The 20404-nt window shown below is 53.6% G+C and carries 15 protein-coding genes, 3 tRNA genes and 2 pseudogenes; 12 read left to right on the top strand and 8 right to left on the bottom strand.

Translation table 11 applies throughout. The features are described 5' to 3' along the window. Nucleotides 1-127 precede the first annotated feature (127 nt). The 9 genes and pseudogenes from ACHZCX_RS19190 (at nt 128) to ACHZCX_RS19150 (ending at nt 8985) form a co-directional block, all read left to right on the top strand. The gene (locus ACHZCX_RS19190; protein ID WP_319588817.1) at nt 128-1147 is read left to right on the top strand and encodes an alpha-hydroxy-acid oxidizing protein; all 1020 of its coding nucleotides are present in this window, start codon (nt 128-130) and stop codon (nt 1145-1147) included. 288 nt (nt 1148-1435) lie between these two features. Continuing rightward, nucleotides 1436-2517 (top strand): annotated as a pseudogene (locus ACHZCX_RS19185) (transposase). A 274-nt stretch (nt 2518-2791) separates the two neighbouring features. Beyond that, nucleotides 2792-2877: transfer RNA gene (locus tag ACHZCX_RS19180), tRNA-Leu, on the top strand. A gap of 113 nt (nt 2878-2990) precedes the next feature. Next, nucleotides 2991-4316 carry a trigger factor gene (gene tig / locus ACHZCX_RS19175; RefSeq protein ID WP_319588816.1) on the top strand — a complete coding sequence of 442 codons (1326 nt, stop codon included), beginning with the start codon at nt 2991-2993 and terminating at the stop codon, nt 4314-4316. A gap of 73 nt (nt 4317-4389) precedes the next feature. Beyond that, nucleotides 4390-4992 carry an ATP-dependent Clp endopeptidase proteolytic subunit ClpP gene (clpP, locus tag ACHZCX_RS19170; RefSeq protein ID WP_319588815.1) on the top strand — a complete coding sequence of 201 codons (603 nt, stop codon included), beginning with the start codon at nt 4390-4392 and terminating at the stop codon, nt 4990-4992. A 2-nt stretch (nt 4993-4994) separates the two neighbouring features. Next, the gene (gene clpX, locus ACHZCX_RS19165) at nt 4995-6263 is read left to right on the top strand and encodes an ATP-dependent Clp protease ATP-binding subunit ClpX (protein WP_319588814.1); all 1269 of its coding nucleotides are present in this window, start codon (nt 4995-4997) and stop codon (nt 6261-6263) included. Nucleotides 6264-6287: 24 nt separating this feature from the next. Further along, nucleotides 6288-8705, top strand: a complete 2418-nt coding sequence (gene lon, locus ACHZCX_RS19160) for an endopeptidase La (protein WP_319588813.1) — start codon at nt 6288-6290, stop codon at nt 8703-8705. 118 nt (nt 8706-8823) lie between these two features. Continuing rightward, nucleotides 8824-8899 (top strand) — tRNA-Val (locus ACHZCX_RS19155). Between the two features lie 9 nt (nt 8900-8908). Then, nucleotides 8909-8985, top strand: a tRNA-Asp gene (locus ACHZCX_RS19150). A 116-nt stretch (nt 8986-9101) separates the two neighbouring features. Here the strand turns inward: ACHZCX_RS19150 and ACHZCX_RS19145 are convergent. Beyond that, nucleotides 9102-9476, bottom strand: a pseudogene (locus ACHZCX_RS19145) (tyrosine-type recombinase/integrase); the annotation flags it as partial. A gap of 81 nt (nt 9477-9557) precedes the next feature. Here ACHZCX_RS19145 and ACHZCX_RS19140 point away from each other — a divergent pair. Then, a complete protein-coding gene (locus ACHZCX_RS19140; protein WP_319585208.1) occupies nt 9558-9884 on the top strand; it encodes a transposase in 327 nt (108 codons plus the stop codon). A gap of 74 nt (nt 9885-9958) precedes the next feature. Beyond that, nucleotides 9959-10900, top strand: a complete 942-nt coding sequence (locus tag ACHZCX_RS19135) for an IS3 family transposase (RefSeq protein ID WP_319585350.1) — start codon at nt 9959-9961, stop codon at nt 10898-10900. Here ACHZCX_RS19135 and ACHZCX_RS19130 read toward each other — a convergent pair. Then, complete coding sequence (locus tag ACHZCX_RS19130; protein ID WP_319588812.1) at nt 10845-11429, bottom strand: hypothetical protein; 585 nt, start codon at nt 11427-11429, stop codon at nt 10845-10847. The two genes, ACHZCX_RS19135 and ACHZCX_RS19130, sit on opposite strands and share 56 nt — an antisense overlap. A gap of 606 nt (nt 11430-12035) precedes the next feature. Here ACHZCX_RS19130 and ltrA point away from each other — a divergent pair. Then, on the top strand, nt 12036-13289 hold the full coding sequence (ltrA, locus tag ACHZCX_RS19125; protein WP_319588811.1) for a group II intron reverse transcriptase/maturase: 1254 nt from the start codon (nt 12036-12038) through the stop codon (nt 13287-13289). A 291-nt stretch (nt 13290-13580) separates the two neighbouring features. Here the strand turns inward: ltrA and ACHZCX_RS19120 are convergent, their stop codons facing one another. From ACHZCX_RS19120 to ACHZCX_RS19095, 6 genes are all read right to left on the bottom strand, one after another. Further along, nucleotides 13581-14525 (bottom strand): transporter, encoded by a 945-nt coding sequence (locus ACHZCX_RS19120; protein WP_319588810.1) that lies wholly within the window; start codon nt 14523-14525, stop codon nt 13581-13583. 161 nt (nt 14526-14686) lie between these two features. Next, nucleotides 14687-15412: an SDR family NAD(P)-dependent oxidoreductase gene (locus ACHZCX_RS19115; protein ID WP_319588809.1), complete on the bottom strand. Its 726-nt coding sequence runs from the start codon at nt 15410-15412 to the stop codon at nt 14687-14689. A gap of 56 nt (nt 15413-15468) precedes the next feature. Further along, on the bottom strand, nt 15469-16107 hold the full coding sequence (locus ACHZCX_RS19110; RefSeq protein ID WP_319588808.1) for a response regulator transcription factor: 639 nt from the start codon (nt 16105-16107) through the stop codon (nt 15469-15471). Beyond that, nucleotides 16079-17959 carry an ATP-binding protein gene (locus ACHZCX_RS19105; protein WP_319588807.1) on the bottom strand — a complete coding sequence of 627 codons (1881 nt, stop codon included), beginning with the start codon at nt 17957-17959 and terminating at the stop codon, nt 16079-16081. Before ACHZCX_RS19105 ends, ACHZCX_RS19110 begins: the two co-directional genes overlap by 29 nt. Before the next feature lie 244 nt (nt 17960-18203). After that, nucleotides 18204-19583, bottom strand: a complete 1380-nt coding sequence (locus ACHZCX_RS19100) for an MFS transporter (RefSeq protein ID WP_319588806.1) — start codon at nt 19581-19583, stop codon at nt 18204-18206. 226 nt (nt 19584-19809) lie between these two features. After that, nucleotides 19810-20319 carry a YgjV family protein gene (locus tag ACHZCX_RS19095; protein ID WP_319588805.1) on the bottom strand — a complete coding sequence of 170 codons (510 nt, stop codon included), beginning with the start codon at nt 20317-20319 and terminating at the stop codon, nt 19810-19812. Nucleotides 20320-20404 lie beyond the last annotated feature (85 nt).

The raw sequence follows: 20404 nt of genomic DNA, 5'->3' as shown, positions 1-20404 counted from the left end.
AGTGCGCTCTGGTGTCTTGGAAATACGGCCTTGATGATCTTTTGGCCAAAAAAATTAACAGCTTCAGCGTCACAATCAGCTACCTATGGTGCGCCAGGTGCTTGAAGCGAACGAGGAGGAAACTCAAATGGATATGAAGACAGTTCGGGAACAAGCCCGTGAACAACTCAAAGGTTTTTGCCGGGTCTGCCCGGTGTGCGACGGTCGCGCTTGCGCCGGAGAAGTGCCGGGCATGGGCGGTGTGGGAACCGGCAGCGCCTTCAAGGCCAACATGGAGGCCCTGGCCAGGGTTCGGTTGAATATGCGGACCATTCACGATGTTAAGGAACCGGACCTGACCTGGACGCTGTGGGGCAAAAAACTCTCCATGCCGATCCTGGTTGCACCCATCACCGGCTCCTCCTACAACATGGGCGGAAAAATGACCGAAGAGGAGTTCATTGCCGAGATGGTGGCCGGTGCGATCAACGCCGGAACGCTGTGCATGACCGGCGATGGCGCCGACCCTCGGATGTTCGACAGCGGGCTCAAGGCCGGGGCCGAGCACAAGGGCGGTACCATTGCAATCATTAAGCCGCGGGCCCAGGATGTTGTGGCCAGCCATCTCCGCGCTGCGGAAAAGGCGGGAGTCTTGGCCACGGGCATGGATATTGACGGAGCCGGGCTGGTAACCATGGCGATGAAAGGGCAGCCAGTGGGTCCCAAAACTTTTTCCGAGATGCAGGCGGTGATCTCTACAACCAAACTGCCGTTTATCGTAAAAGGCGTGATGACGGCCGACGAGGCCGATGAGGCGGTACGGGCCGGAGCCGGGGCGATTGTGGTGTCCAACCATGGCGGCCGGGTCCTTGACTTCACCCCCGGAGCGGCCGATGTGCTGCCTGCCGTCGTCGAGCGTGTCAAAGGCAAGGCAATTATCTTTGTCGATGGTGGTGTGCGTAGCGGTGCCGATGTGCTTAAGCTGCTTGCTTTGGGTGCGGACGCCGTACTCGTCGGTCGACCTCTGGTAATTGGAGCTTTCGGAGGCGGTCGGGAGGGCGTCGCTCTCTGCCTCAATCAGCTCAAGGGTGAACTGCTCCAGGCTATGCTGCTGACAGGTACCGCTGATGTCAAGAATGTACCGTCAAGCATTCTCTATGGCCGATAACGACATGGCCTGCTAGGCCATTGGCAGTGAAAAATGGTCCGGTTATCCTACGCCTCGGTGGGGTAACCGGATTTTTAAAGAAGTATTGCAATGCCTGGATAAGGATGGAATTATCCGATTCCATCCTTATCTCCTTTCTATTTTTCCCCAGCAATGTCCAGTTAAGATTTTGCAAGGAGGCGCCGGGTAAAAAAAGTTACATAACAAGCTGAATTTTTTTGACAAATCAACGGGGCGCCGTCGCGGCCTGTTTTCATAGACATCCTTTCATTGCAGGGAGTTATGAAAATGGCGCCACGCCCGTTCAAGTCAGGAAAGTTAACCGCTCACAGCTACGAACGCTCCTGCTCTCCATTACATTTGGCCCTGGAACGTATTCCAAAACTCAAATCCCGGAGTAACAGACCGCTGCAAATGGAATTTGAAGACCAGCTCCATGCGCTCATCTATTTTCACCTGCAGGAGCATACCTCCGGCAGGCATCTGCTCCAATCCCTGGAAGAAGATGCCTTTGCCCGTGAGCATATTGCCCCGAAGAAAGGTATTGCCAGGAGTTCGTTCTTCGAAGCCATGAACGAACGTGGCCTCGAGCAATTCCTACTGGTCTTTGAAGCATTGCAACAGCAGGCTAGCAAGGTTCTGCCCGACAAATACCCCGAATTGGGTCAGTTGGTCGCCGTCGACGGTTCATTGATCGACGCTGTCCTTTCCATGGACTGGGCCGACTACCGCAAAGGCGCCAAAAAGGCCAAGACCCATATCGGCTTTGACCTCAATCGAGGTATTCCCCGCACCATCTTCCTCACCAACGGCAAAGGCGGAGAGCGTCCTTTTGTCAATCGGATCGTCCAGCCTGGGGAAACCGGGGTGAGCGACCGGGGATACCAAAGCCATCACGACTTCGATCAGCTCCAGGCAGCGGGCAAGCACTGGTTCTCCTTGGCCGGGAAGGAATCAATCAGACGCAAACCCCGCTGCGCCTGGTCGGCTACACGGTCGGAGGCAAGACCTACTGGGTTGCCACCGATCGCTTTGATCTCACCGCCGAACAAATCGCCCTGATCTACAAGCTGCGTTGGGACATAGAAACGTTCTTTGCCTGGTGGAAGCGGCACCTCAAGGTCTACCACCTCATTTCGAGAAGCCGCCATGGCCTGATGATCCAGATGCTTGCTGGCCTGATCACTTATCTCCTGCTCGCGATTTATTGCCATGAACAGCATGGCGAACCGGTCAACATCCACAGAGTCCGTCAGTTGCGCAACCAGATCCTCAATGAATCTCGATTGGAGCACCCCCCTCAACGACTCTGCAGGGGGAAGGGATACTGGATACCATGTATGCAAGTTCTTAACCGGACATCACACTGAGTTCAAGTGGTACAAACCTTTGCTGTCTGATTGTTATCTCTTCGACATTTGGTATATCTTGCGTAAATTGCCATAGATCTCCTGTGGAAACTATGGTGACTTGAGAGTGGATAGAGAGCGAATAGGAAGTGATCCCTTTCGTTTTTCAGGGGGAAATAAGGAAGAAGGGGAGGTCCGTTTAATGCCCTAAATTTGTTGATAATCCAACTTTTTCACCCTAGGGATGACTTGACGGGATACGTTATTCTGGTTATTAGTTGCAGTTTAACGCGTTGCGAGAGTGGTGAAATTGGTAGACGCACTGGACTTAGGATCCAGCGGGCCTGGCCCTTGGGGGTTCGAGTCCCCCCTCTCGCACCAACTTTTTCTGAGTCATCAAGCACAGCGCGCCAGTAGGTAGAGAAGCGGGCTGACAATACACAACGCCGCCGGGGTAAGAGCCGCGGAAAACCGAACAAGAGGAACCGCAGTCCATGGAAATCGTCGTCGAAAATCTCTCTGACTTGACAAGAAAATTGACCATTACCCTTCCCAAGGAAACCGTAGGTCCCGCCCTCGAAAAGGCTTATGCCAAGATCAACAAAGAGGTCAAGCTGAAGGGATTCCGTCGTGGTAAAATTCCCCAGAGCGTACTTGGAAATAACTTCAAGGCGCAGGTTCAGGACGAAGTCGGCGAGAAATTGGTGCAGGATAGCTATTTCGACGCTGTCGAGAAAGAGAAGCTCGATCCCGTGGTGCATCCCGAAATCGTCGAGCACAAATTTACCGAGGATGGCGCTTTTGTCTATGTGGCCATGGTTGACATCAAACCCGAGTTTGACCTTAAAGAGTACAAGGGGCTCGAGGTGGAAAAGCCGACCGTAGAGGTCAGTCAAGAAGAAGTAGACAAGGAGATCACGTTGCTGCAACGGCACCAGGCGGTACTGCAGACCGCTGAAGAAGGACACCTGATTGCCATAGACGATGTGGCAATTGTTGACTTCCAGGGCTTTGACAACGGCAAGGCCATGAATGAAGTGCGCAATGATAATTTTAGTGTCGATATGGGCATGCATCGTCTGGGTAAGGATTTTGAGGAGAAATTGTTCGGTCTGAAAAAGGGCGACAAGACTCTCTACGAAATCACCTTCCCCGGTGATTACCCCAATCCGACCCTTGCCGGAAAAAACGTGGAATTCAAGGTCGATATCAAAGACGTCAAGGTGCGGATCAAGCCGGAACTCGACGACGAGTTTGCCAAGGATATTAAGCCTGAGCTCAATACTCTGGCCGATCTCAAAGAGGACATCCGCCAGCGCTTGCAGAAGACCAAAGACGATGCCCTTCAGGGAGATTTAGACGATAAGATCATGCACAAGCTGATCGAACTCAATCCTTTTGAAGTGCCGCAGCGGTTGGTGAATTTTGAGATTCAGGAAATGCTCAAACAGACCGAGGAGAATCTCAAGAGGAGCGGTTTGTCGTTTGAGTCTGCTGGCATTAATCTGGAGGAACTGGTGGAGAAAAATAGGGAGGTCGCGGTCAAGCGAGTCAAAGGCGATTTTCTGTTGAAAAAAATAGCCGAAGTCGAGGAGATCAAGATCGCCGACGAGGACATCCAGCGCGGTTACCAGCGCATTGCCGACCAGTATCGGATGACCCTTGATGAAGTGAAAAAATATTTCAAGCGGCGCGAAGAAATCCTGCCGTTTATGAATGAGCTGCACAACGAGAAGGTGTTGACCTTTCTACGCGAGCAGGCCAAATACACCGAAGCAGCCGCACCCGCGGAACCCACAGCGGAGCAAACCGAGGCCTAATCGGGGCAGCCGACAGTATATTCCGATGGCGGACCACTGGTCCGCCATCCAGAAGTTTTATCCGGAGAAAAGCATGAATTTGGTCCCCATGGTTGTTGAACAGAGTCCGCGCGGCGAACGGGCTTACGATATTTATTCCCGGCTGCTGAAAGAACGGATCATTTTTCTTGGCAGCCAAGTCAACGATGACGTTGCCAGTGTGGTCGTTGCCCAGTTGCTCTTCCTCGAGGCCGAGGATCCGGACAAGGATATCACCTTTTATATCAATTCCCCTGGTGGTTCGGTGACTGCCGGCATGGCTATTTACGATACCATGCAGTACATCCGCTGCGATGTGGCCACTCTCTGCATGGGCCAGGCCGCTTCCATGGGGGCTTTGCTTTTGGCCAGTGGCGCCGCCGGCAAGCGGTTTGCCCTGCCCAATTCACGGATTATGATCCATCAGCCCATGGGGGGCTATCAGGGGCAGGCCACGGATATCGACATCCATGCCCGCGAGATTTTGCGGATGCGCCACGACCTCAATACCATTTTGTCCAAACACACGGGCAAGTCGATCAAAAAAGTTCAGGCCGATACCGAGCGCGACAATTTTATGAGTGCTGCTGAGGCCTGCCAATACGGCATTATCGATAAAGTCTTGGCCAGCCGCGAGGAGTTGGGTGGGGAGAAGTAATAGTGAATAACGATTTTCATGACGATCCCGGTATTTCCTGCGTTTGTTCGTTCTGCGGCAAGAGCCAGGAAGAGGTCGGCAAGCTGATTGCCGGACCCAATGTTTACATCTGTGACGAATGCATCGAGTTGTGCAATGAGATTATGACGGATTCCTCGGAGGAAGGCGACGCCTTGGCCGAATTTGGCACCCAGCTGCTCAAACCCAAGGAGATTAAAGCGTATCTCGATCAATACGTCATTGGTCAGGATCATGCCAAGCGGATCCTTTCGGTGGCGGTGCACAATCACTACAAGCGGATCAACGCCCCGCCTGTCGGCAGTGACGAGGTTGAGCTGCAGAAGTCGAACATCATCCTCATCGGCCCGACTGGCAGCGGCAAGACCCTGGTGGCCCAAACCCTGGCCCGGCTGCTCAAGGTGCCCTTCACCATCGCCGACGCCACCACGCTCACCGAGGCGGGGTATGTTGGTGAAGATGTGGAAAACATTTTGGTCAGTCTCCTCCAGGCGGCTGAGTATGATATCGAGAAGGCCCAGCGCGGGATCATCTATATCGACGAGATCGACAAGATCGCCCGCAAATCCGATTCCGCGTCGTTGACTCGCGATGTATCGGGAGAGGGCGTCCAGCAGGCCCTGCTCAAGATCATTGAGGGCACCATGGCCTCGGTGCCGCCTAAGGGAGGGCGTAAGCATCCCCAACAGGAATTGGTGCGCATCGACACCACCAATATTCTCTTTATCGTTGGCGGGGCTTTTGTTGGTCTGGACGGTGTGATCAAACGGCGGACCGGCACCCAGGCCATGGGCTTTGGCGCTAAGGTGGTCAGTCAGAAAGAACGCACCATTGGGGAGATCCTGGCTTCGATTCAACCTCAAGATTTGCTTAAGTTCGGTCTCATTCCAGAACTGGTCGGTCGTCTGCCGGTGATAGCCACCATGGAGGAATTGGTGGAGGAAGATCTGATCCGCATCCTCAAAGAACCGAAAAACGCACTGAGCAAGCAGTTCCAGAAATTGTTCGAATACGAGGGAATTACCCTGCGTTTCACCGAGGGCGCTTTCAAGGCCATCGCCCAGAAGGCGCTTGCCCGCAAATCAGGAGCCCGCGGACTGCGCTCGGTTATGGAAGAGTGCATGCTCGACGTCATGTACGAACTGCCCTCGGACGAGCATGCCACCGAATGCGTCATTAACGAACAGGTCATTACCCAAGGGGAGTATCCGGTCATCCTCTACGATAACGCCGAAACAAAAAAACTCGCCTGATAGCTTGATAACCTGATAGTTTCTATGAGTGAACTGACTGCCGAAACCTACCCTCTGATGCCGCTCCGGGACATTGTCCTTTTTCCCGGTATGGTTGCGCCCCTTGTAGTAGGGCGAAAGAAATCAATCATGGCGCTAGAGGCTGCCATGGAGAATCGCTCGCTTATTTTTCTGGTGACCCAGAAAGATGCCCGGGTGGACGATCCCGAACAGCGGCACCTCTATTCTCTAGGGACCCTGGCTTCGGTTATGCAACTCCTGCGCCTGCCCGATGGCACGATCAAGGCCCTGGTGGAGGGGAAGCGTCGGGGGATTATTGTCGGCGCCTTTGAGGGTGGTGATCGTGAGGATTCGTTTTATTCGGTTAGACTGGTCGAGGCTCCGGATGTCGATATTGAGCGGGAAGATTTGCCGGCTTACCTCCGCGAGTTGCGTAAGACCTTTGATCAGTACACCCTGACCAATAAGAAGCTGCCGCGCGAGGTGCTGAAGTCGATCACCGCCTTAGAGGAACCTTCGCGGATGGTGGATCTCATTTCCTCCCACATCCAGTTGAAGACAGAGGAAAAACAGTCGATCCTTGAGTTGGTCAGTCTGCCGCAACGCATTGCCAAGGTGTTGGAAATTCTCTACCGGGAAATGGAACTCTCCGAGATGGAGAAGGATATCCATGCCAAGGTAAAGAAGAAGATGAATGCCACCCAGCGCAGCTACTATCTTTCCGAGAAGATGCGCGCCATTCAGGATGAGATGGGGCAGGGGGAGGGCGGTGACGATCTGACCGAGTTGCAGCAGGCTATCGATAAAAAGAGCCTGCCTAAGGCGGTTAAGGAAAAGGTGGGCAAAGAATTTAAAAAACTTCGTCAGATGCCGCCGATGTCCGCCGAAACAACGGTGGTGCGCAACTACATCGATGCGATTATCAGCCTGCCGTGGAAAAAGAAAACGCGCGCCAAAATTGATATCGAACGAGCGGAGGCGGTGCTCAACGAAGACCATTATGGCCTCGAAAAGCCCAAAGAGCGCATCCTTGAGTACCTGGCGGTCCAGACCCAGGTGAAAAAGATTCGCGGGCCGATTCTCTGCCTGGTCGGGCCTCCGGGTGTGGGCAAAACCTCGGTCTGCCGCTCCATAGCCCGAGCCATGGGTCGTGAGTTTGTTCGTTTGTCGCTGGGCGGGGTACGCGATGAGGCCGAGATACGCGGCCACCGGCGGACCTACATTGGCGCTATGCCTGGTAAAATCATCCTTTCGATGCAAAAGGCCGGGGTGATCAATCCGGTGTTCTGTTTGGACGAGGTCGACAAGATGAGCGTCGATTTCCGCGGTGATCCTTCCTCAGCCTTGCTAGAAGTTCTTGATCCAGAGCAGAATTATGCATTCAATGATCATTACCTGGATGTCGATTACGATTTGTCCGAGGTTTTTTTCATCACCACGGCCAATCATCTGCACGGTATTCCGGCACCTTTGCAGGACCGCATGGAGATCATTCAGCTCAACGGATATACCGAAGAGGAAAAACTCAACATTGCCAGCGATTTCCTCCTGCCCAAACAACTCGAGGCTAATGGATTTAAGCCCGACGAGATAGCCCTCAATGAAAAGGCCATCCTGGATATTATTCGTCGCTACACCCGTGAGGCCGGCGTGCGCAGCCTGGAGCGAACCCTCGCCAGTGTTTGCCGCAAGGTGGCGCGTGAACGGCTGAAGAATAAAGAACCGAAGAAGAAATACCGGATCTCGCCTCAGGCTGTCGAGCGCTTCCTGGGCGTGGCAAAATACCGTTTCGGCCTTGCCGAGGAACACGATGAGATTGGTTTGTCCACCGGCATGGCCTGGACTGAGGTGGGGGGCGAGCTGCTGCAGATCGAGGCCACCATCATGCCCGGTACCGGTAAACTGACCATCACTGGCAAGCTCGGCGATGTCATGCAGGAATCGGCTCGGGCAGCCCTGACCTACGTGCGCTCCCGGGCGATGCGGCTGGGATTGGACACCGATTTTTATCAAAAAATCGACATCCATGTACATGTACCCGAAGGGGCTATCCCCAAGGACGGGCCATCGGCTGGCATCACCATGGCTACTTCCATAGTGTCCGCCATCCTCAAGTTGCCTGTGGATCGGAAGTTGGCTATGACCGGTGAGATCACTTTGCGCGGCCGGGTGCTGCCCATTGGGGGCTTAACCGAAAAGCTGCTGGCGGCCAAGAGGGGAAATATTACCCATGTGTTGATTCCAAGGGAAAACGAACGTAATCTTCGCGATGTACCGCAGAAGATTCGTAACAGTCTCACCATTGATCTGGTGGATGATGTTGATGAGGTGCTGCAACGGGCGCTGATCTTGAAAGAAGGGGAAACCCTGTTCAAGGATGCGCCGTTGAATACTATTTTCAGCGACTTCACAATTTCTTCGCACAACACTCCTGCGCAGTAATAAGCAGAAGCGTCTTTGTGACCCGAAAGTTCCGGGGAAAATGGCTAATACTCTATAGAGTCTCTGTTTTTTGCTTGACGGACAAGGGTTCTCCTGATAAATACACCGTCACCTTTTAGGGCGAATAGCTCAGCTGGGAGAGCATCGGCCTTACAAGCCGAGGGTCACAGGTTCGAGCCCTGTTTCGCCCACCACACAATGCTGGAGTCGTAGTTCAGTTGGTTAGAACGCCGGCCTGTCACGCCGGAGGTCGCGAGTTCGAGTCTCGTCGGCTCCGCCAGTATAAACGGGTAATTGGAGAAATCCAGTTACCCGTTTTTTTTTTGCCTGGGGGCTTTCTTGGGGGCTTTCTGGTAAAAACGACAAGGACGCGCGGCAAGATGTCAGCTGATGAATGTAGCGCTCAGTGGTTGTTATCTTCTTGTGTCGCAAAATTGTTTTTATATCGATCAGAGGTGCATTGTTCTCTGAAAGAATGCTCGCCGTTAGGTGGCGGATGGAATGCAAACCGAAAGGCTCCACCTCTGCGATCTTGCATAACCGGCGCATCCACTTTCCCCGCTCAAAATATGGCAACCCCGTTGCTGGATTTGGAAATACCCACAGCTTTGATTCCAGGCTTTCAAGATAGGCCCGGAGAGTCGGTAAAAGCTGATCCGCTATCGGTATCCAATCGAATTCAAGAGCACCATCTTTCCTTTTTCTGGTGTAAAGACGAATTTTTTTTCTCACCAAATCGATATCATCGATCTTTAAATTGAAAACTTCGTGTCGCCTGGCGGCTAGGTAAAGATAGCAAAGTGTCTTGGTTCAACGGGAATAGGACTTTTGAGCTGTTCATGATAAACCATTATGAACGGAGGAAAGTCCATGCGAAAGAAACGTCACAACTACAGCCCTGAAGAGAAGGTAATCATCCTCAAGCGCCACCTGGTTGGCCGGGAAACGGTATCGGATCTCTGCGATGAATACCAACTGCAGCCGAATACATTCTACGGTTGGCAAAAGCAGTTTTTCGAAAAGGGAGCTGCTGCTTTTGCCCTAGAAAACAAAGACTCCAAGAAGGTACAAGAACAACGAATCCATCAGCTTGAAGATAAATTGCGTCGGAAACATGAAGTTCTTTCCGAGTTGCTGGAGGAGCATATCCAGTTAAAAAAAGAACTTGGGGAGCTCTGAATGGTAGCTGGGTTCCTCATGATACACGTGATACCGTTGTTGATTTCAGCAAGCATTGGAGCAAGAAAGCTGAAGTGGCCCTGCAAGAGATCATCGCTTGGCTGGCCGTTTCCAGGAGCAAGTTTTATGCATGGATCAAGCGGTACGGCAAGGCCAACGAACATAATGGGCTGATCCCCCGGGATTTCTGGCTTGAACCTTGGGAACGGGCAGCGATCGTCAATTTTGCTGTCAACAATCCCCTTGAGGGGTATCGGCGGTTGACGTTTATGCTACTGGATCAGGACATCGTTGCCGTCAGCCCCAGCAGCACCTGGCGAGTTCTAGGCCAGGCAGGGTTGCTGCAGAAATGGAACCGGAAGAAAAGCCTCAAGGGCACCGGCTTTGTGCAACCGCTCAGGCCCCATGACCATTGGCATGTGGACATTTCTTATATCAACATCTGCGGCACATTTTATTATTTGTGCAGCATTCTCGATGGATGCAGTCGTTTCATTGTCCACTGGGAGATCAGGGAACAGATGACGGAAATGGATGTGGAGATCATCCTGCAACGCGCCAAGGAGCACTTTCCCGAAGCCCGGCCAAGGATCATTTCAGATAACGGGCCACAATTTATTGCCAAGGATTTCAAAGAATTCATCCGTATCTCGGGAATGACGCATGTGCGGACATCGCCATATTATCCGCAGTCCAACGGCAAATTGGAACGGTTCCACGCAACCATCAAGGGGGAATGTATTCGTCCCGGTGTCCCGCTTTCCCTTGACGATGCCCGAAGAATGGTTGAAGGGTTTATCCATCACTACAACAACGTCAGGTTGCACAGCGCCATCGGATATATCGCGCCGATGGACAAATTGAACGGCAGAGAACAGGAAATATTCAAAGAGCGAGACAAAAAACTGGAAAAAGCCCGGGAACTGAGAAAGAAAAAACGACTTCGTGCCTACGGGCCAATCACCCCAAGGGGAGATAATACGGCTCCCCATAACCCCTTAATGCAAACAGCTTGAATGTCCATTTCCAACTGAGGCGGAACAGCAGAATCTTCCGTTCAACCAGGAAGATAAGAAACGTATACACACTTCTTAAATTGCATATAACTGAGTTTGCCTTCAACCCACGATCTTGCCCATGCTCGACGAAGGCACAGATATCTTGACGGGTAACGCTGAAAATATTGGCACCTGATTTGTTCAAGAATTGCAGGAAGGATAAGACCACATAGGCGGCCTGTTTTATGGTGAAAATAGAGTTATTTTTACGATATTTTTCTCGAAGATAGGTCACAGCAAGGTCAGCTTCGGTCAGACCAGTACCTGTGATCCGAGAACAAAGCTGATCGACTTCTTGATGTTTTTTGCTGGTGCATCCGTCAGGTGGTGACCAGTCTGATTGAGATGGAGAGCTTGGTGGGGATCTTAGGAATCTTGCTTCATCTGGAGCGTCTAAGGGAAAATTGACGGAGTTGTATTTTACCTGCAGAACAGCAGCCCATTCGCTGGAGTGATAACTGTCAGGTGTCCAATGTTGTTCGGCCATGATAACCTCCTTTTTCTTTTATAGAAAAAACAGGCTGTTGATGACCGAATTATACCATATATTCGGCTTCTATTTTGTTACGTATAAATTGGAAATAGTGTGCCACGAGGCTGCACGAAAGATGAGGGTAGGTCCCTCGGGGTCGGCTTACAGGAGCGGGCTTCAAACCACCTTAAGCTGCTGTGGTTAAGAGCCATGGTGGTGAGCGTTAAGGGAAAAGGCTCGGCAAGACTGGGTCAGGTATGGATCATGGAGACGAATAACACTGAACCACTGATGAGGTGTCGAAAATTTAAGTTGCTGTCAAAACTGGGACCTATTTCCATCCCAGGATAAGTTCGGGGGAAGCCTGTTTATTGCCCGAACGGTGGCCGGCATAAAGGTGGCGTGAACATGATCTTGGCTTTCGTGTGGAACGTGGGAACCTGTCGCTCCGATGACAAGGGAGAAATCCAAATGGAGACCCCGTAAGGATGAGAGTACCGATGCGGAGCACAGGGGCGGAGTAGCCTGTAGTAGTGACGAAGTCCCTGTAATGGGGATGGAGCGAAGGGGCTACATTGTTCAGCTTTTGCCATGAAGACAACCAGAAATGGGAGGATCTTTTTGAACGAAGCAAAGCCATTCCAAATTTCCAAGAATCAGGTTTGGGAGGCATTCAAGAGAGTAAAGGCAAATCGCGGAGCTGCTGGAGTGGACGGGCAGTCGATAACCGACTTCGAAGAGGATTTGAAAAATAACCTCTACAAGTTATGGAATCGTATGTCTTCAGGAAGTTATTTTCCTCCTCCAGTGCGTCGAGTTGAGATACCGAAAGGCGATGGCAAGATGCGACCGTTGGGAATACCGACAGTGGCAGATCGAATCGCTCAGATGGTAGTCAAGCAATTCCTGGAACCCCTTTTGGATCCGTATTTTCATGGAGACTCATACGGCTATCGTCCGGGCAAGTCGGCCATAGAGGCGGTTGGGGTAGCTCGTCAACGATGTTGGCGGTATCCGTGGGTGCTGGATCTCGACATCAAAGGTTTCTTTGATAATATCGACCATGAGCTCATGATGAAGGCGGTGCGGCAGCATACAAACTGCCGGTGGGTCCTGATGTATGTTGAACGGTGGTTGAAGTGTCCGGTTCAGCACCCTGACGGATCAGTTGTAACGAGGGACAAGGGAACTCCCCAGGGTGGCGTTGTAAGTCCCTTGTTGGCGAACTTGTTCTTGCACTATGCCTTTGACAAGTGGATGGGACGTGCTTTTCCGGCAATTCCGTTCGAGCGGTATGCTGACGATGTGGTTTGTCACTGCAGTAGTGAGTCGCAAGCGAAAACGCTATGGGTTGCAATTGAATGGCGACTTATGGAGTGTCGGCTGGAGTTACACCCCGAGAAAACCAAGATTGTCTATTGTAAGGAAGACAATAGGCAAAGGGATTACCCAAATCACACGTTTGACTTCCTGGGCTATACATTCAGGCCACGGGTAGCGAAGAGTAAAACGGGTAATTTCTTTGTTGGGTTCCTGCCTGCCATGAGTAACAAAGCTGCCAAGTCAATACGCGACGAAATGCGAAGCTGGCGGATTCATAATCGTACTGACAAATCCCTGAAGGATTTCTCGCGAATGTTCAATCCCAAGCTGCGAGGATGGATCAATTATTATGCGAATTTTTACAAGTCCGAAATGTTTAAGGTGTTTCACATCCTGAATCGCATGATAACGAAGTGGGTCATGAGAAAATTTAAGGATATGAGAGGGCGCCAACGGAGAGCAACTCACTGGTTAGGACGTTTAGCTCTTCGTCAGCCTCAGTTGTTTGCCCATTGGCAGCTGCTGGGGATGCGTCCTCCGGTTGGACAATAGGAGCCGGATGAGTCGAGAGGCTCACGTCCGGATCTGTGAGGGCCTGGGGGTGTGACTCCCCCGGGCTACTCGACCGTTGACCGCCAACAGCAAGAATTCATTGTTGACTAGCTACCTATGATCAAGGAGTCCTGAAATTGTCCAACGTACTGAGAACAAAAGAAGTAGGTCGCAAGAGAACCTGCTCAGGCGTTCACCTGAGCAGGAAAAAGAGGAAGGTTACTTAAAAGAAAAATCAGATAAGCCACAACTCTCAAAGCGGCTTATCATACTTTTGTTACCTAACGGAGATCACCAACTCCAGATCTTGCCGAGCTTGATTTCCAGGCGGAAATCATCCGAGGCTGTTGCGATGTCATAGTCTCGGACCACCGGGACAAAGGCGCCAATACCCAGCCACATGTTCCACTGCGGCATGCAGAAGTTCATGGTCGGTCCGACATACATTTCCGTATACTCATTGCGCATATCAATGCCGTTGCGTTCCCAGTCCTTGCTGTTCTCCAGGGTAAACTCCAGGCCGACATCAAAGTTGGGAGTGAAAACATAGTGATAACTGCCGGTCATGGCCACGACCGTGTCCTTGCGGACTCCCTGGTTGCCGGTTTCTGTCGGCTGAACAAAGCCAAGATCCCAGTCGACGCGGTGGTTCGGATGCCAAACCTTGGTGACCCCAACTTTGGCGTTATAGGACCAAACATCGCCACCCGGAAGATGCTCCGGACCCTCTTGACCGGTGGGCATGTTGACGCCCAGGGTGAGGCCGAGACTGAGTGGGTCACCCAGACGTTGTGAGAACGGGGTATAGGTACCACCCAAGGCAAAATCGGTCGGTCCTTCAAGGTGATCCGCCCTGGCTCTCCCGTAGGCATCCCGGTGATTGCTGATATAACCAGGGACGAAGGCAAGCTCGAACCGGTCCGCCATACCGTAGCGCAGTTTCAGCAGGTACAGTTCCTGCTCCGAGGTTCTAGCTCCTGCGCCGGCATTGTCCACAATGTCATCCTTGTCCCGGTAGGAAAAATTCAAAGCGCTGAGCAGTAGCCCTTTGGGAACAATCGCCCCGCCGCTGATCGCCGAGTTAACCGGCGTGCCGCTGAGCGGAGACATTTTTTCCATTTTTGCCGGCTGGGGCGCTGCCGAGGCTTTTTCATCCTCGGCAAAGACTTGACCGGCCATCATATTGGTGGCGATCACGCCGCAGATCACCCATTTTTGCATTCCTGCAACCATCATTCATCCCTCCTTAAAATTCTGAAAAGTCGTTTCACAATCAACGGATAACACGCTATCCATTGGCTGTTTAAACCAGAGAGGGTGCCTTCTGAAAACTCGGAGATTTACGAGGATTGCAAGATAAATATACCAGTTGGCCAACGACTGATGATGCGGCGCGATCACCAGGGGAGGGCTTGGTCAAGATGGAAAAAGCCGCCGGAAGGGCCATCGGCGGGCAGCATCGCCAGCCGGACTGCGGTCCGCGCTCCTTCAACCGCGCTGATGAGGCCGGTAGGATTGAGATCGGTGACCACATTTCCCGGATGGGCGGCATTCACCTTGATTGTTGTCTCTTTGAGGGCATGGGCGAGATGGACGGTGAAGGCATTGACCGCGGTTTTGCTGGCATTATAGGCCAGCGGCTTGAAGTCTTCGAGGCCGGAACCAGGTGTGGAATGAAGGGTGAGTGAAGCCAGCGCGCTGGATTGATTGACAATACGTCCGGCCCGACTGGTGCGGAGGAGTAGCAGGAGCTGTTGGGTCAAGGCAACGAGGTTGAAAAAGTTCACCTCAAAGGTTTCCCGCAAGAGGGCAACCGGCACCTCGGCGGCGGTGTATGCCCAATCACTGCCCATGCCAGCGTTGTTGACCAGGATGTCGAGCCGGCCATAGGTAGCGGCAATCCAATCGTGCAGTGGGCCAAACGAGGCGGGATCATGCATGTCGACCTGCACCGGAATGACCTCCAACCCTTCCGTTTGCAACTGCTGCGCTGCCTTGTTGCCGCGATCGGTGTCACGGGCACCCAGCAGCACGGTACAGCCAAGACTGGCCAGTTGCCGGCAGATTTCAAATCCGATGCCTTTGTTGGCACCGGTCACCAAAGCGATTTTTTGCGGACTCATGGGGGGCTCCTTATTGGGTGGAGAGAAGGGGTTTGAGCGGAAAGGCGAAAAGGCTGCTACTTGATGCCGTGTTCGACGGCAAAGCGCATCAGTTCCGCTGAACTTTTCAGCCCCAGGGCTTCCATCATGCTGTATTTATGAAACTCGACGGTTCTGGCTGATATGCCGAGCACGGCGGCTGCCTCCTTGACCGAAAGCCCCTCGGCTATCAGCTGTAACACCTCGCGCTGGCGGGCGGTCAAACGAGCCAGACCATCCTCCTGTTCACCTTTGGGGCGGTTGCGCTGGTAATTGAGCAGTTCACCTGCCAGCATGGGGGTGATGTAGGTTCGCCCTTTGAGGGCGCAGCTGATAGCGGTCAGCAGTTCGGAAGGGGCCGAATGCTTGAGCACGTAGCCGGAGGCCCCAGCCTCGAAGGCGCTGGCCGCGTAGGCGACATCGAGGTGCATGGTGAGAAAAACGACAATGAGTTCGGGATTTTTTTTCTTGAGCTGCCGGACCGCCTCGATCCCATTCAACAGTGGCATCGAAATATCCGCCACCACCACATTAGGCATCAGCTTGTCCGCCGCTTCGAGCAGGGCCCGTCCGTCCTCGACGATGCCCACCAGCTGGTAGTCCGGTTCGAGCAGGCCGCGCAAACCCTCGGCCACCATGCGATGATCATCAGCCAGCAGTATTCGCGGTTTTCTCATGCTCCCTCCTGGGCAACGGCACCGAGAGATCGACCGCTGTCCCCTGGCCCGGTGCGGATTGAATGGTGAATTCGCCCTGCACATACTGCACCCGCTCGCGCATGCTCGCCAAGCCAATGCCCGGGGTATGACGGGCGCACTTGGGCTCGAACCCGGCCCCGTCGTCCTCGATGGTGGCCAGCAGGTGATGGCCTGAGCGCTTGAGGAAAATATCGACGTGTCGGGCGTGGGCGTGCTTGGCGATGTTGCGCAAGCCTTCCTGGATTACCCGATAGACGCACAACGCTGTGTCCAAAGGAATATCATCGGGGAGTTCGTTCATATGGCAGGTAACTGGGAGAGACTCCCGGTCGGAGAAGTTGAGGCACAGCGAGCGGACTGCCCGTTCCAGTCCCAGGTCTTTGAGAATAGCCGGGTGCAGTTCCCTGGAAAGGGCGTGAACATCGTCGGAAAGATTGATCAGCTGCTCCTTGATATGGCCTATCCGTTCCCGCACCGGAGCCTCGATCCCGGTAGCCTGCAGTTCCAGGGTACCGGTTTCTATGGCCACCGCTGCCAGTCGTTGGGCATAATCGTCGTGAAATTCGCGCGACAGTCGGCTCAGCTCTTCTTCCTGGGAGGAAATCAGACGCCCGGCCAGGGTTTGCAGCTCCCGCTGGCTGTCGCTTAGCGCGGCCTGAGCCTTTTTACGCTGCTGGAGATTGAACACCAGCCCGATGATTAGCATTGACTGCAGGGCGAGGAGCAGCGCTACGCCGATAATGTAGTGCTTGTACAGATCCCAAATGGTGGCCTCGCGAAAAAGCACCGTGCTTGCGGGAGGCAGGAGGCTTTCATCGATGGCATGGCTCTGCAACTGCCGCCAGTCGTAGAGGCTGAGGTAGGTGTCGGTGCCGGCCGGAGGTGCATCTTGGGGTGTTTGCCCCTGAAGAAGTCGCAGGGCAACTTCGGCGGCCTTTTTGCCTTGCAGCCGCAAAGAAATCAAGGGGCCACCGACGATGCCGCTGCCCATGTACATTTCGTAGGGGCCAAAAATGGGGGCCTCGGCGTGGGCGGCCAGCGATTGCAGCACTGATCTGGGCACAAAACTGCGGCCGTTGGCATCGACAAAGAGGGTGGAGAAGAAAATCACCGTGTCCGGCGGCAGTCGTTCACACCGCTCCAGGATCTCTCCCAGCGACAGGCCGGTGAAATCGAGCAGTTCCACCTTGTCCTGCATGGCTTCAAGTGTCTGCCGCAGGGCCGCTGTCCGGACCTGATCGTATTCGTAGGAGCCGGAGATCAGCACGGCGTGGGTGGTTTTAGGCTTGAAGCGTAAGGCGGATTCGACCAGCCCTCGGGTCACGGACGACGGTTCGATAATGGTGGTAACCCTGCCGCGCAGCGATGAAGCAAGGACGCGTTCCTGGAGTGTCTCGGGAATCGAGCAAAGGAGCACCGGCAGGTTGGGGAAAAGGGTTTCGTTTTCCATCAGGAAGGTGGCCGCCGGCACATCGACACCGATGACGAGATCAATCTGTGCATCGCCATACCGCTGCCGCAGCAGGTCGGCCAGGGCCTTGCGCTGCTGGCGGTCGCGAAAGCGGGAGAGGTCGAGGTACTCGGAAAACACCTGCACGGCAAGTCGCTTCTCGTTCGCAAATCCTTCGGTCAACCCTTTCTCCACATCCTCGGTGGCTGGAAAATCACGGGTCACGGAATAGAGAACCACTATCCGCTTCTCGTTGTCGCCGCGCAGGAGGGGCTCGGCTGCCTGGACAGAAGAAGCCATGCCCGTAAAGAGCAGGACGGCGAGACACAGAGAAAACGTGATCAGGCTGAAGGAGCAGAAGTTGAGAATATTCCGGTGCATTGCCCTCATGGCTTTTTTCTCTGTTGCGTGAAAAGAGATGACACTCAATGGTACTGTATCCTACGGGATATGGACGCGAAACGGAAAAATGGTCCGGGACAAGGAGACTGCGGTTCAAAAGGACATTTTTCAAGGAGCTTCGCTGGCATGGTGTGGCCTGTATCCTTGCTCCGAACACAACAGCCAAGGAAATCAGGATTCATCCGAATTCTCTGGCTGTTGTGAGCTCACGGCAGGTTTCCTATTATTCGATCTCTTCTAAACTCTTGCCGCCGGTGCGCTTGCCCCAGAGCAGTAGCGGAATGACCGGCAAGAAGAATAGGATGGCCACCGAGGTGAAGATGCCGGCAAATCCATAGGAGGCATGAATCATGGGAATAAAGAACTGTGATCCGGACACCGACAGCCGGGCCAGGCCGTTGTGGAAACCGGTGGCGGTGTTACGCATGCGGGTCGGGTAGCTCTCCGCCGTGTAGGAGAAGAGCAGGAAGCTCAGCGCCATGTTGAAAACCGTGACTATGAAGCCGGCTATGGTCAGCATGGTCAGGGTCTTCATGCCGCCGAAGAGGAAGGCGGTGACGGCGGCGCACACGGCCAGGATGGCGAGCGGCATTTTCCGTCCGCCTTTGTCGGCTACGAGCGAGTTGAGGAAGCAGCCCAGCGGCACACCGATACTGATGATGGTCATGGCGGTGAGGGTTTCCTTGACCGAGAAGCCGAGCATCTTGAGCAGCTGCGGGGTCCAGTTAGCCACCAGGAAGCCGGCGGGAACGGTGGTGACGAAGAGGAAGATGAGCAGCAGGGTGCGGCCGATATACTTCTTGGTGAACATACCGGTCAGTACTTCCATGACCGAAATTTTGGGTTGTACGGTTTTCGCGGCCTCGGAAAGGTCGATGTTCTTGCCGGTCAGGTAGTTGATCACTTCCTCGGCCTCCTTGATGCGGCCGTGGGTGACCAGCCAGCGGGGCGATTCTTTGAGATATTTCAGGCCGAGCAGGAAAGGGATGATCCCGAGTCCGCCAGCATAGAAAATATACCGCCAGGCCTCCTCAGCCATGGGGATGATCATCCGGCAGGCAAGGGCGACAAACGGCACGGCGCAGAAGCCGACCGCGGCCACCCGGCCCTGCCACATGCCGCGGGTCTCGCAGGGCGCCATCTCGGCGATGTAGGCTTGGGAGGTGACCATCATGCAGAACACGCCGAACCCAGTGAGGGCGCGGAACAGGGTGAAGATTGCAAAATTGTCGGTAAAGCCGGTTATCACCGAACTCACCGAGAAGATGACGATGGCGACGAGGAAGGTCTTGCGCCGGCCGATGAAGTCGGAGATGACGCCGCCAAGAAAGCCGCCCGAGGTCATGCCGATGAAGTACCAGAACATGATAGTGGCGATGTCGGTGGGTTTCAGGCCCCAGGACTGGGACAGGGCCGGAGCGATGAAGCCGAAGTTCCAGTTGTCGAACTGTTCGAAGAAATAGGCGGCCATGATGATGAAAAAGAGGCCCGCATGAATGCCGCGCACCGGCAGTCCGTCAAAATAGTTATTGGCAAACCGCCCAGTCATGGCCGACTTGTCGCCCAGACCGCATGCAGTGGTATCATTGAGTTCGTATTCCATAATATTCCTCTCTCCTTATTGGTTTTTATAGTTCACAGATGCCGGAACAACCTTGTTCGCGGAGCTAGGTCCGTTTACTGATGGTTGCTTCCTTCGGCGACAGGCGAGCACTTCCACGCTCATGATGCCAATAAAGAAAAAAAAGGTCGTTGCAACAACTCGCAAACTTACGAGGTTTTGGTCTTTCTCTTACGAGGAGCTCTCCCTGGGGCATGGGGATCAAACTTCAAGGCAGAAGCCGGTGTTTTTTCCTGATATGGAACCGATAATATCCCACCAGACTGCTGCCGAGAAAAAGCACGTCATTGCACACCGCCGCAGGCGAGCCAGCAAGTGAATTATGACTAATCCACAGGCATGCGGAAACCATGAGCGCCACCCGCAACTGCTTGTCTTCTTTGCAGAACGAACCGACCGTGCTGGCGAGGACAGCCAGACAGCTCAGAACGCTCAACCATCCGTTGAAGGTTATGGCAGTGACCGCGACCGTAGCAACTGCAAACAAGGCCATCATCTTTTTGGACACAGTGTAGAGACTGAACGCAAAACGCACTGTGGACAGGAGCATCAAACTTGCGGCAGTCCAATAACCAAGGAGCAGGAAGTGAACCGCGACAAGGAAACATGAGAAGAGTAAACAAAGGATGATCCGCTGCCTGCTCTTGAATTGAAAAGAAAGGATAATAAGCAAGAGGGCAATGCCGGCGAGGGCCTGAGAAACGAGAAAGGCTGTCATAGGCTTGTATTTACCTGTGCAAATATGACTGAGCGTGTGGAGGAATCGCAGGCCATTGAACGGCATCCAGGCCTCTTCTTTCTGG

The sequence above is a fragment of the uncultured Desulfobulbus sp. genome (genome assembly GCF_963662935.2).
GTDB lineage: Bacteria > Desulfobacterota > Desulfobulbia > Desulfobulbales > Desulfobulbaceae > Desulfobulbus.
This window is presented reverse-complemented; position numbering and strand designations above follow the sequence as displayed.